The sequence below is a fragment of the Actinoplanes sp. NPDC020271 genome (genome assembly GCF_044388125.1).
Lineage (GTDB): Bacteria > Actinomycetota > Actinomycetes > Mycobacteriales > Micromonosporaceae > Actinoplanes.
Genome location: NZ_JBIRWQ010000025.1, coordinates 135,917 through 148,255, shown reverse-complemented (window position 1 = coordinate 148,255; position 12,339 = coordinate 135,917). Strand labels below are relative to the sequence as shown.

12 protein-coding genes are annotated in these 12,339 nt (G+C 70.1%); 2 read left to right on the top strand and 10 right to left on the bottom strand.

Annotation, left to right across the window (positions count from 1 at the left end; genetic code table 11):
- The 10 genes from ACH442_RS38030 to ACH442_RS37985 all read right to left on the bottom strand — a co-directional run.
- Window positions 1-854: Clp protease N-terminal domain-containing protein (locus ACH442_RS38030; RefSeq protein ID WP_396342947.1), on the bottom strand; the 854-nt coding region annotated here is incomplete at its 3' end.
- A 330-nt stretch (window positions 855-1,184) separates the two neighbouring features.
- Entirely contained in the window at window positions 1,185-1,541 is a 357-nt protein-coding gene (locus tag ACH442_RS38025; protein WP_396342946.1) for an Lsr2 family protein, read from the bottom strand.
- 104 nt (window positions 1,542-1,645) lie between these two features.
- Entirely contained in the window at window positions 1,646-3,154 is a 1,509-nt protein-coding gene (gene lysS / locus ACH442_RS38020; RefSeq protein WP_396342945.1) for a lysine--tRNA ligase, read from the bottom strand.
- A gap of 102 nt (window positions 3,155-3,256) precedes the next feature.
- The gene (locus ACH442_RS38015) at window positions 3,257-4,015 is read right to left on the bottom strand and encodes a type III pantothenate kinase (protein ID WP_089294970.1); all 759 of its coding nucleotides are present in this window, start codon (window positions 4,013-4,015) and stop codon (window positions 3,257-3,259) included.
- 30 nt (window positions 4,016-4,045) lie between these two features.
- Window positions 4,046-4,903: a carboxylating nicotinate-nucleotide diphosphorylase gene (nadC, locus tag ACH442_RS38010; protein WP_396342944.1), complete on the bottom strand. Its 858-nt coding sequence runs from the start codon at window positions 4,901-4,903 to the stop codon at window positions 4,046-4,048.
- A complete protein-coding gene (locus ACH442_RS38005) occupies window positions 4,900-6,546 on the bottom strand; it encodes an L-aspartate oxidase (protein ID WP_396342942.1) in 1,647 nt (548 codons plus the stop codon). Before ACH442_RS38005 ends, nadC begins: the two co-directional genes overlap by 4 nt.
- Before the next feature lie 62 nt (window positions 6,547-6,608).
- The gene (locus ACH442_RS38000) at window positions 6,609-7,571 is read right to left on the bottom strand and encodes a septum formation family protein (RefSeq protein ID WP_396342941.1); all 963 of its coding nucleotides are present in this window, start codon (window positions 7,569-7,571) and stop codon (window positions 6,609-6,611) included.
- A gap of 127 nt (window positions 7,572-7,698) precedes the next feature.
- Window positions 7,699-8,127, bottom strand: coding sequence for an aspartate 1-decarboxylase (panD, locus tag ACH442_RS37995; protein ID WP_396342940.1), 429 nt, complete (start codon window positions 8,125-8,127; stop codon window positions 7,699-7,701).
- Entirely contained in the window at window positions 8,127-8,957 is an 831-nt protein-coding gene (gene panC / locus ACH442_RS37990; RefSeq protein ID WP_396342938.1) for a pantoate--beta-alanine ligase, read from the bottom strand. The genes panD and panC overlap by 1 nt, the downstream gene beginning before the upstream one ends.
- Window positions 8,958-9,012: 55 nt before the next feature.
- Window positions 9,013-9,870, bottom strand: a complete 858-nt coding sequence (locus tag ACH442_RS37985) for a Rossmann-like and DUF2520 domain-containing protein (RefSeq protein ID WP_396342936.1) — start codon at window positions 9,868-9,870, stop codon at window positions 9,013-9,015.
- Between the two features lie 260 nt (window positions 9,871-10,130).
- Between ACH442_RS37985 and ACH442_RS37980 the strand changes: the two genes are divergently transcribed.
- Window positions 10,131-11,102 (top strand): SAM-dependent methyltransferase, encoded by a 972-nt coding sequence (locus tag ACH442_RS37980; RefSeq protein ID WP_396342958.1) that lies wholly within the window; start codon window positions 10,131-10,133, stop codon window positions 11,100-11,102.
- An 81-nt stretch (window positions 11,103-11,183) separates the two neighbouring features.
- Window positions 11,184-12,338: an NADH-quinone oxidoreductase subunit D gene (locus tag ACH442_RS37975; RefSeq protein ID WP_396342935.1), complete on the top strand. Its 1,155-nt coding sequence runs from the start codon at window positions 11,184-11,186 to the stop codon at window positions 12,336-12,338.
- The last annotated feature ends 1 nt before the right edge of the window (window position 12,339 follow it).

Genomic DNA, 12,339 nt, shown 5'->3' with positions numbered 1-12,339 from the left:
TCGTCGATGAACAGGATGATGTCGCCGCGCGTGCGGATCTCCTTGAGCACCTTCTTCAGGCGCTCCTCGAAGTCACCGCGGTAGCGCGAGCCGGCGACCAGCGCGCCCAGGTCGAGCGTGTAGAGCTGCTTGTCCTTCAGCGTCTCGGGCACCTCGCCCTTGACGATGGACTGGGACAGGCCCTCGACGACGGCGGTCTTGCCGACACCCGGCTCGCCGATCAGCACCGGGTTGTTCTTGGTGCGGCGGGACAGCACCTGCATGACCCGCTCGATTTCCTTCTCCCGGCCGATGACCGGGTCGAGCTTGCCCTCGCGGGCGGCCTGCGTGAGGTTGCGCCCGAACTGGTCGAGGACCAGCGACGTGGACGGTGCGGCCTCGCCGGTGGCGGTGCCCGCGGCGGCCGGCTCCTTGCCCTGGTAGCCGGAGAGCAGCTGGATGACCTGCTGGCGGACCCGGTTGAGGTCGGCGCCGAGCTTCACCAGGACCTGGGCGGCGACGCCCTCGCCCTCACGGATCAGGCCGAGCAGGATGTGCTCGGTGCCGATGTAGTTGTGGCCCAGCTGCAGCGCCTCCCGCAGGGAGAGCTCCAGCACCTTCTTCGCCCGCGGGGTGAACGGGATGTGCCCGCTCGGCGCCTGCTGACCCTGGCCGATGATCTCCTCGACCTGCTGCCGGACCCCCTCGAGAGAGATGCCCAGACTTTCCAGGGCCTTGGCGGCGACGCCCTCTCCCTCGTGGATCAGGCCCAGGAGGATGTGCTCTGTGCCGATGTAGTTGTGGTTGAGCATCCGGGCCTCTTCTTGGGCCAGGACGACAACCCGTCGCGCTCGGTCGGTGAACCGCTCGAACATGCCCTCGTGCTCCTCACGTGCCGTGCGCCAATGCTGAGCTTGTCTCAACAGCTGGCGGGGCCAGCGCACGGGCATCGGTGATACCCGTGCAGTAACTCTATCGCCGCCGGGAGGATCCGCTGGGCCCTCGCAGCCCCTCGAAACGATCCGCAACGTTGATTTAGCCAACTTCGCACGCTCAGCGGCTGTTCCCCTACCCGAACGTGTACGCGGACAGCGAAATCGCTCTGATCCACAGCCTGTGGACAACTGAGGCCGTCCTGTGGATAACCACGCGGGAAGCGCGAAGAGGGCGTACCGAAGATCGGTACGCCCTCTTCCGCGACAAGCTCAGGCCCGACCGGGGCCCTTCGCGTGGTACTCGTCGACGATCTCCTGCGGGATGCGCCCGCGGTCGGAGATGTCACGTCCGGACTTCTTGGCCCACTCCCGGATTGCTTTGTTCTGCTCCCGGTCGGCCGCCGCACCGCCCCGGCCACGAGCCGCGCGGCCACCGACGACCACACCGCCCCGGGCCACCTTGGTGCCCGCGCCGACGTACTGAGCGAAGACCTCCCGCAATTCCGCGGCGTTCTTCTCCGAGAGGTCGATCTCGTACTGAATACCGTCGAGAGCGAACTTCACCGTCTCGTCGGCGTCGCCGCCGTCGATGTCATCGACCAGCTTGTGAATGATCTGCTTGGCCACGCGCCGTTATCCTCCCGAACACAGGTTCTCTCCCACGCAATGGGAGAACAATAACGCCAGGGGCACATCGCCCGTCAATGGCGGGGGCGATAATCGAAGAGCGGCTACTCCGCGCGGACCAACGGGAACAGGATCGTTTCCCGAATGCCCAGGCCGGTGAGCGCCATCAACAGCCGGTCGATTCCCATTCCCATGCCACCGGACGGCGGCATTCCGTACTCCATGGCGCGGAGAAAATCTTCGTCGAGCTGCATCGCCTCGGCGTCACCGCCGGCGGCCAGCAGCGACTGCGCCACCAGCCGTTCCCGCTGGATGACCGGGTCGACCAGTTCCGAGTACGCGGTGCCGAGCTCGAAACCGCCGACGTAGAGGTCCCACTTCTCGGTCAGGCCCGGGGTCTCGCGATGCGGCGCGGTCAGCGGGGCCGTCTCCTCCGGGTAGTCCCGGACGAAGGTCGGCGCCTGCAGGGTGTGCTGCACGAGGTGCTCGAACAGCTCCTCGGCCAGCTTTCCGGCGCTCCACTTGGGGTCGACACCGAGCTGGACCTTCTCCGCGTACGCCTGGAGCTGGGCCAGATCGGTCTCGATGGTGACCTCCTCGCCCAGCGCCTCGGAGATCGAGCCGAACAGCGTGATCTGCTTCCACTCGCCGCCGAAGTCGACCTCGGTGCCGTCGTAGTGGGTGACCACGTGCGAGCCGGAGACGGCCTGCGCGGCCTCCTGAATCCACTCCCGCACCTGGACCTGCATCACGTTGTAGTCGGCATACGCCTGATAGGCCTCGAGCATGGCGAACTCCGGGGAGTGACTGGAGTCCATGCCCTCATTACGGAAGTTCCGGTTGATCTCGAAGACCCGGTCGATGCCACCGACGACGGCACGCTTCAAAAACAGTTCCGGCGCGATCCGCAGATAAAGATCGGTATCCAGCGCGTTGCTGTGAGTCACAAACGGACGCGCCGTCGCGCCGCCGTGCAGCAACTGCAACATCGGCGTTTCCACCTCGAGATAATTGCGGCGGAACAGCGACTCACGAAGGCTACGGATCACGGTTGCGCGAGTACGCACAGTGTCCCTGGCCTGCGGTCGAACGATCAGATCGACATAACGCTGCCGCACCCGGGTTTCCTCGGAAAGCGGCTTGTGCGCGACCGGAAGCGGGCGCAGCGCCTTGGCGCTCATCGCCCAGGAATCGGCGAGAACGGAGAGCTCACCGCGCCGGCTGGTGATCACCTCACCGGTGACCGCGACCAGGTCACCGAGGTCGACCAGACGCTTCCAGTCCTCCAGGCTCTCGGCGCCGACCTTGTCGAGCGAGAGCATCGCCTGCAGCTCGGTGCCGTCACCCTCGCGCAGGGTCACGAAGCAGAGCTTGCCACCGTTCCGGATGAAGATCACCCGGCCGGTGACGGAGACCTGGTCACCGCTGGCGGTGTCGGTGGGGAGCTCCGCGTACTGCTGGCGGATCTCGGCCAGGCTGATCGTCCGGGCGACGGTGACCGGGTAGGGCGCGACACCCTTGGCCAGCAGCTGGTCCCGCTTCGCCCGGCGGACCTTCATCTGCTCCGGTAGGTCGTCGGCGGTGTCAGTCACTGGCACGTTCTGCTCGGTCACGGCACGGTCTTCCTGTGTAGTGGGGGGCTGTGCAAGACCTGGAAAGCCTACTCAACGTGGTTTTTGGTGTGGCATCGGTTTTCCGCCGCGGGCAGGCCCGGCTCAGACGTTCCGCTCATATACCATCCGCAGCCCGATCAGCGTGATCATCGGCTCGTGCGCGGTCAGCGTGCGGCACTCGTCCTTCACCAGCCAGGCCAGGCCCCCGGTGGCGATCACGGCCCGGACCGGGCCGATCTCCTCGACCATCCGCTCGACGATCCGGTCGACCTGGCCGCCGAAACCGTAGTAGAGCCCGGCCTGCAGGCACTCCACGGTGTTCTTGCCGATCACCGAGCGCGGCTTGGTCGGCTCGACCTTGCGCAGCTGGGCGGCCCGGGCCGCGAGCGCGTCGAAGGAGATCTCGATGCCCGGGGCGAACGCGCCACCCAGGAACTCGCCCTTCGCGCTGATCAGGTCGAAGTTCGTGGTGGTGCCGAAGTCGACCACGATCGACGGTCCGCCGTAGAGGGCGTGCGCCGCGAGCGTGTTCACCACCCGGTCGGCGCCCACCTCCTTCGGGTTGTCGATGGCCAGCTGCACGCCCGTCTTCACGCCCGGCTCGACGATCACGCTGGGCACGTCGCCGTAGTACCGCTTCAGCATCGTGCGCAGGTTGCGCAGCGCGGCCGGCACCGTGGAGCAGGCCGCCACCCCGGTGATCTCCACGGCGTCGCCGGCCAGCAGACCGCGGAACATCAGGCCGAGCTCGTCCGCGGTCGAGGCGGCGTCGGTCTTGATCCGCCAGTTGTGCACCAGCTTGTCACCGTCGAAGGTGGCCAGCACGGTGTTGGTGTTGCCGATGTCAATGCAAAGCAGCACGGGTACCCCAATGTCGTACGGGCGTCGCGGTCAGCGGGGTCGCAGATCCAGCGCGATGTCCAAGATCGGTGAGGAGTGTGTCAGCCCGCCGACCGAAAGGTAATCCACGCCGGTCGCCGCGTACGCCGCGGCCGTGGCGAGGGTCAGGTTCCCGGTCGCCTCCAGCTCGGCCCGGCCGCCGATCGCCGCGACCACCTCGGTCAGCAGCTCCGGCGTCATGTTGTCGCAGAGCAGGAACGTCGCGCCGGCCGCCACCGCCTCCTGCGCCTCGGCCAGCGTGGTCACCTCGACCTGCACCGCCACGTCCGGGAACGTGTCGCGGACCAGCCGGTACGCCGCGGTGATGCTGCCGGCGGCCAGCTTGTGGTTGTCCTTGATCATGGCGACGTCGTACAGGCCCATGCGCTTGTTGGTGCCGCCGCCGACGCGGACCGCGTACTTCTCCAGCGAGCGCAGGCCCGGGGTGGTCTTGCGGGTGTCCAGCACGGTGGCCTTGCTGCCCTCGAGCTGGTCGGCCCACTTGCGGGTGTGGGTGGCGACGCCGGACATCCGGCTGATCAGGTTCAGCGCGGTGCGCTCGGCGGTCAGCAGCGAGCGGGTCGGCCCGGTCACCACGGCCAGCACGTCACCGCGGACCACCCGGTCGCCCTCGGCGGCGATCTGGCGGAACTCGGCGTGGCCCTGCGAGGTGACCGCGAAGACCTCGGCGGCGACCGGCAGACCGGCGATCACGCCGTCGGCGCGGGCCACCAGCTCGGCCGTGTCGACCTGGCTCGCCGGGATGGTGGCCTCACTGGTCACGTCGCGGGGCGGGTCGCCGAGATCCTCGGCGAGCGCGGTCAGCACGATCCGCTGGACCTCCGCGAAGTCCAACTCGAAGTCGATCACGCCATCTCCTGGAAGTCCTGGGTCATGCTGCCGTCACGGGAAATGCTGTCGAGCAGGTGGCCGCGCCATTCGTCGGCCGCGGTCGGGTAGTCCTCGCGCCAGTGGCAGCCGCGCGTCTCCCGGCGGCTGCGGGCCGAGGCGACCAGCGCGGCGGCGACGGTGAGCAGGTTCGTCGCCTCCCACGCCGCGGTGTTCGGGGTGGCCCGGGACTCGGCCAGCCGGGACAGTTCCTTGGCCGCCGTGTCGAGCGAGTCGGCCGAGCGCAGCACCCCGGCGCCCCGAGTCATGGTGCGCTGGATGTCCGACCGGATCGCCGCGTCGGCGACCCACGCCGGAGTCATGTTCACCCGGACCGGATCGGCCTGCGCCGGCAGGTCACGCCCGATGTCGTCGGCGATGCGTTTGGCGAAGACCAGGCCCTCCAGCAGCGAGTTGCTGGCCAGCCGGTTCGCGCCGTGCACGCCGGTGCAGGCCACCTCGCCGCAGGCGTAGAGCCCGGGGATGCTGGTCCGCCCGTGCAGGTCGGTGCGGACGCCGCCGGAGGCGTAGTGGGCGGCCGGGGCGACCGGGATCAGCTCGGTCGCCGGGTCCACGCCGGCCGCCCGGGTCGACGCCATGATCGTCGGGAAGCGGCTCTCCAGGAATTCCTTGCCGAGGTGCCGCGCGTCCAGGTAGACGTGGTCCGCCCCGGTCGAGCGCAGCACCCGGTAGATGCCCTTGGCGACCACGTCGCGCGGCGCCAGCTCGGCCTGCTCGTGCTGGCCGATCATGAAGCGTGTGCCGTTCTCGTCGACCAGGTGGGCACCCTCGCCGCGCAGCGCCTCGGAGATCAGCGGCCGCTGCACCGAGCTCAGGTCGGCGGTGACGAACGACGTCGGGTGGAACTGGACGAACTCCACGTCGGTGACCGCCGCGCCGGCCCGCAGCGCGAGCGCCACGCCGTCGCCGGTGGAGACCGAGGGGTTGGTGGTGGAGGCGTAGATCTGCCCCATCCCGCCGGTGGCCAGCACCACCGCGCGGGCGAGGATCGCGCCGACGCCGTCCTCCGAGCCCTCGCCGAGCACGTGCAGGGTGATCCCGCAGGCCCGGCCGTCGGCGGCCCGCAGCAGGTCCAGCACCAGGGCGTGCTCGACCAGCCGGATCCACGGGTCGCGGCGGACCGCGGCGTGCAGCGCGCGCTGCACCTCGGCGCCGGTCGCGTCGCCGCCGGCGTGCACGATCCGGTCGGCCCGGTGGCCGCCCTCGCGGGTCAGCATCAGCGAACCGTCCGGGTTGCGGTCGAACTCGGCGCCCCGGCGGATCAGCTCCCGGATCCGCGCCGGACCCTCCTCGACCAGCACCTTCACCGCTTCCGGGTCGCACAGCCCGACACCGGCGATCTCCGTGTCGTAGGCGTGCGCCTGCGGCGTGTCCAGCGGGTCGAGCACCCCGGCGATCCCGCCCTGCGCCCAGCGCGTCGAACCGTCGTCGATGTTGACCTTGGTGACCACCGTGACGTGCAGGCCGAGCTCGCGCAGATGCAGCGCGGCGGTCAGCCCGGCGACGCCGGAGCCGACCACGACCACGTCGGTGGTCTCGTTCCAACCCGGCTCGGCGGCGGCGAGCCGGCGCGGCAGTGCCGGCAGATCCGCGAGAGGTGACATGTGTGTCAGTACACTCCGCTCGCGCGCACCCGTTACGGCGGGGGCACCATCAGTGGTCACCGTTACTTGTACTGGACCGGCAGGGCTTTGGTCCCCTTGCCCTTCAGCGACGTGGTCAGCTCGGCGCCGTCCAGCCACAGGTAGCAGCGCACGCCCCGGTCGCCCTGGGACCAGACGTCCGCGTTGCCGGGCAGCGAGACCACGCCCGTACGGAATTGCAGGTTCTTGTCGTCCGGAACGCCGGTGTACTTCGCGACCACCGTCCGGCACCCGTCGTGGAATTCCTCCCAGGCGGTGTCGCCCTTCGGGTACGACGCGTCGGCCGGCGCGTCCCACACCCCGGCGAACTCGGCGTTGTGCTTCTCACCGCACCCGGCCGCCGGCATGGTGTCGATCGCGCCACCCGAGTCCAGCCGGATCGCGTAGCACGTGAGTTCCAGATCCGAACCGGCCGTCAGGATGCCGCGCAGGCTGCCCTGACGTTCGACGAGAGCGCCGTTGTCCTCGATCGAGTCGAGTTCCACCACGTCGCACCGGAACCAGCGGGAGCCGCCGGTCCAGGCGGCCGGGGACGGGTGCGTCACGCCGATCCACAGTCGCGCGGTACGCCACGGCCCACCGACGTACGCGCTGGTCTTCTGATCGCAGGTGGCATAGGCCGCACGGGCCCCGGCCGAGGTCTCCGGCGGCGGCTGCTCGTCGTCCGCGGCCGTCCCGGTGTAGGTGCCGACGAAGACCGTCTCGGTGCGGTGCCGGACCGCGCAGTCGACCTCCTCGTAGGTCGCCCGGGGGCCGGCGGCCGCGAAGTTGGCGAGGTGACACGTGTCGGCGAGCGGCTCGAAGCCGGTCGCCGGGGCCATCGCCGTCCAGTCGTTGGTCAGGTCGCCGTCGACGTTGCCGGGGTTGCCACAGCCCGCCGCGACCAGCAGCAGCACGCCGAGTGTGGCGGCCAGGTCGAAGCCGAGCCAGGGGCCGGACCGGAGGTGCCGGTCGCGGAGCCGGGCGGCTCGATCGCGTACGCGCAAGCCCTGGTCCTTGAATCGGGCCCGCCAGTGACGCATGAAGGAGCCTCTCGCACGCCGCCGATGTCCGATTTATCGATCATATGGCGATCGGTGCGGTTCATCGGCGGCGTTCGGGAAAGTCAGCCCCTCAGCGCGTGGTGAGCGTCAGATCTCCCCTGACCAGGTCGTCCGCCATGCCGGGGACCGCCTCGGCCGGGTCCGCACCCAGCTCGATCACCTTGTTGTCGGCATCCACGTGCACGACCCGCGGCTGGTAGGAGCGGGCCTCGGCGTTGTCCATCTGCCCGTAGGAGATGAGAATGACCAGGTCACCAGGGTGGACCAGATGCGCGGCGGCGCCGTTGATGCCGATCACGCCGGTGCCCCGCTCGCCCGCGATCACGTAGGTCTCCAGGCGCGCGCCGTTGGTCACGTCGACGATCGCCACCAGCTCGCCGGGCAGCAGATCGGCCGCCTCCATCAGGTCGAGGTCGACGGTCACCGAGCCCACGTAGTGCAGGTCGGCCTGCGTCACGGTGGCCCGGTGGATCTTCGACTTCAGCATGGTGCGCAGCATCAGGCTTCCTTCCGGAGAACGATCGGGACGTTGTCGATCAGACGGGTGGCGCCGACTCCGGCGGCCACGAGCAGTCGGGCGGGGCCTTCCACCGGCACGTCGCCGAGGTCGGCGCCGGTCAGTTCGAGATAGTCGAGGCGCACGCCCGGCTCCTCGGCGAGGATCTTGGCAGCGGCGGCGAGAACCGCCTCCGGGTCACTGTGCGCGGCCCCCTCCCGCAGGGCACGAGACAATGCCAGCGCCGAGATCCGCTCGTCCGCCGAAAGGTACCGATTGCGACTCGACAGAGCAAGACCATCAATTTCCCGTACGGTCGGAACGCCCACGATCTCCACGCCGAGCTCCAGGTCCACCGCCATCCGGCGGATCAACGCCAGCTGCTGGAAATCCTTCTCGCCGAAGAACGCGACATCGGCGCGCGTCAGCCGCAGCAGCTTCTCGACCACGGTGAGCATGCCGGAGAAGTGACCCGGACGGCTCGCGCCCTCGAGGATCGCGCCGAGCGGTCCCGGATTCATCGTGATCGACGGCGCACCACCGGGATAGACGTCGTCCCGGCCCGGCGCGAAGACCACCGCGGCCCCCTCGGCCCGGCACGCCTCGAGATCCTGCTCCAGCGTCCGCGGATACCTCTCGAAGTCCTCGTTCGGGCCGAACTGCAACGGGTTCACGAAGATCGTCACGACGACGAAGCTCGACCGCTGCCGTGCGACCCGGATCAACTGCCGGTGTCCCTCGTGCAGCGCGCCCATCGTCATCACGACGGCGATCTCCCGATCGGCGGGAAGCGCCGCGGCCAACTCCTCGCGGCTGTGCACCACCTGGGTCACGCTGCGCCTTCCTTCGTGTGCTCTCGTGGTCCTCGCTCCGCCGCGGCGCAGTCGATCACGCGGGACTCCCGACCTCGGCGCGGTACAAGACCTCCAGAAGTGCCGCGGCGTCCTGCGGCCGCAGTCGCCCGGCCGCGAGCGCCCGGTCCGCCGTGCGCCGGGCCAGAGCCAGATAAGCCGGTACGGCCTCGGCCGGCAACCGGTCCAGATGCTTGGCCACCGTGCCGGCGTCGCCCCGTGAGACCGGCCCGGTCAGCGCCGCGTCCCCCATTCGCAGCGCGTTGTCCAGCGCCGCGGTCAGCAGCGGCGTCAACACCCGCCCCGGCTCACCGACCCCGGCCGCGCGCAGCGTGTCGGCGGCCTCGTTGACGAGCGTGACCAGGTGGTTCGCCCCGTGCGCGAGCGCCGCGTGATAGACCGGGCGGGCCTGCTCGGCGATCCACTCCGGCACCCCGCCCAGGTCCGCGACCAGCCGCGTGGCGAACGCCCGGTCCCGGGTCGTCACCCCCCAGGCGATGCCGGGCAGCCGGGCCAGATCCGAATCCGCCCCGGTGAACGTCATCGCGGGATGCAGCGCCATGCCGTTCACATCGCCGAAAACGTCCAGCCCGTGAGCGCCAGAAGTGTGCGCGATCACCTGCTCCGCCCGGAGCGCGCCGGTGCTGTGCAACCCGGTGATGATCTCACGCAGCGCGTCATCCGGAACGGCGAGCAGCAGCAGATCGGTCGCGGCGCGGGCCACCTCGTCCGCCGGGAGCACCTCGGCGCCGGGCAACAACCGGGCCACCCGCTCCCGCGACGCCGCGGAAACAGCCGCGGCCGCCACCACCCGATGCCCGGCCGCGCTCAACGCCGCACCCAGCACCGCACCCACCCGGCCGGCGCCGACCACGCCGACAGTCAATGTCCTCATGGATCCAGTCCTCACGATCGGGTACCGGTCGAGCGCCAGTATGCGCTGCCGTAACACGCCGGTGACAACCGCGTGTGAACAACCGCACCGCCCCAGTTCGGCCGATCCCGCCATCCCCTGAGCCGCCGCCCCACCCACCTGCTTTCCCGTGGCCGGCCCCCACCGAACATCACGCCCCCGGCCGTCCGCGAGCCCCGCCGCACACCGCCCCAGCCGCGACCCACACCCCCGCTGCCCGGAGTGCCTAGGCTGGCGGCATGGTGGGGATCGGGTGGCGACTGGCCATGCAGTCGGCTCTCTACGGGGACGGCGGGTTCTTCGTTCGGGAGGCCGACGGGCCGGGTGATCACTTCCGGACGAGTGTGCACGCCTCGCCGCTGTTCGCGGGGGCGCTGGCCACCGTGGTCGAGCGGGTGGACGCGGCGCTCGGGCGGCCGGAGCGGTTCGACCTGGTGGACGTGGGTGCGGGGCGGGGTGAGCTGCTGACCGCGCTCTGCCTGCTGCTGCCCCGGGAGCTGGTGACGCGGGTCCGGCCGGTCGCGGTAGAGATGGCGCCCCGGCCGGACGGGCTGGACGGGCGGATCCGGTGGCGGCGGGACGTTCCAGCGGAGGTGACCGGGCTGCTGATCGCCACCGAATGGCTGGACAACGTACCGCTCGACGTCGTGGAGACCGACGCGGACGGGCGGCTGCGGAAAGTGCTGGTGGACCGGCACACCGGGGCGGAGACGCTCGGCGGGCCCGCCGATCCGGCCGAGGTCTTCTGGGCAGCCCGGTGGTGGTCCGGCGCGGGACGGGTCGAGGTGGGGGCGTCACGGGACGCGGCCTGGGCCGACGCGGTGGAGCGGGTGCGGCGCGGGGCGGCGCTCGGCATCGACTACGGGCACCGCAAGGACGAACGGCCACCGCTGGGGACGCTTACCGGGTTCCGGGCGGGGCGGCAGGTGTCGCCGGTGCCGGACGGGAACTGCGACGTGACCGCGCACGTCGCGGTGGACTCGGCCGCGCTCGCCACCGGGACACCCGGCGAACTGGTCCGGCAGCGGGACGCTCTGCGGGCGCTCGGGGTCAGCGGGGCGCGACCGGCACTGTCACTGGCCGGCACCGATCCGGCGGCCTATCTGCGGGCCCTCTCCGGGGCCGGGGAGGCCGCGGAACTGACCTCGGCGACCGGCCTCGGGGCGCACTGGTGGCTGTGGCACCCGATCGGGATCGACCTGTCGCTGAGCTGAGGGCCGGGCGGGCGCTTCACGACGTACGGGAAAAGGGGTTGGGAAAGTCACCCCGGACCCGGGGGAGGCAGGCGTGGCACGATGCCTGATGTGACGGATGCGCTGCGGGAGATGACAGTTGGGACCGGGGCCGGGCTCGAGACGGCCGACATGGTGCTCAACATCGGGCCGCAGCATCCGTCGACGCACGGCGTGCTGCGGCTGAAACTGACGCTGGACGGGGAGCGGGTCGTCGCCTGCGAGCCGATCGTGGGCTACATGCACCGCGGCGCGGAGAAGCTGTTCGAGGTGCGGGACTACCGGCAGATCATCATGCTGGCGAACCGGCACGACTGGCTCTCCGCGTTCTCGAACGAGTTGGGCGTGGTGCTCGCCGTCGAACGGCTGATGGGCATCGAGGTGCCCGAGCGCGCGGTCTGGCTGCGGATGGCGCTCGCCGAGCTCAACCGGGTGCTGAACCACCTGATGTTCCTCGGCTCCTACCCGCTGGAGATCGGTGCGATCACGCCGATGTTCTACGCGTTCCGGGAACGGGAGACGCTGCAGACCGTCATGGAGGAGGTGTCCGGCGGGCGCATCCACTACATGTTCAACCGGGTCGGCGGGCTGAAGGAGGAGGTCCCGGCCGGATGGACGAAACGGGCGCGGCAGGCGGTCGCCGCGGTCCGTGAACGCATGCCGGACCTGGACCGCGTCATTCACAAGAACGACATCTTCCTGGCCCGGACGGTCGGGGTCGGCGTCCTCTCCGCAGCCGCCGCGGCTGCCTTCGGAGCCTCCGGCCCGGTTGCGAGGGCGAGCGGCCTCGACTTCGACGTCCGTCGGGACGAACCCTATTTGGCGTACGACGAACTGGACGTGCCCGTGGTGACGCGGACCGCGGGCGACTGCCACTCCCGTTTCGCGGTGCTGCTCGAGCAGGTGTATGTGTCACTGGACCTGGTCGACGCGTGCCTGGACCGCGTGGAACGGCTCGGTGGGCCGGTCAACGTGCGCCTGCCCAAGGTGGTCAAGGCGCCCGAGGGGCATACGTACGCGTGGACCGAGAACCCGCTCGGCGTCAACGGGTACTACCTGGTGTCGCGCGGGGACAAGACGCCGTGGCGGCTCAAGTTGCGAACCGCCTCCTACGCGAACGTGCAGGCGCTGGCGACGCTCATCCCCGGCTGCCTGGTGCCGGATCTGATCGCGATCCTCGGGTCGATGTTCTTCGTCGTCGGAGACATCGACAAGTAGG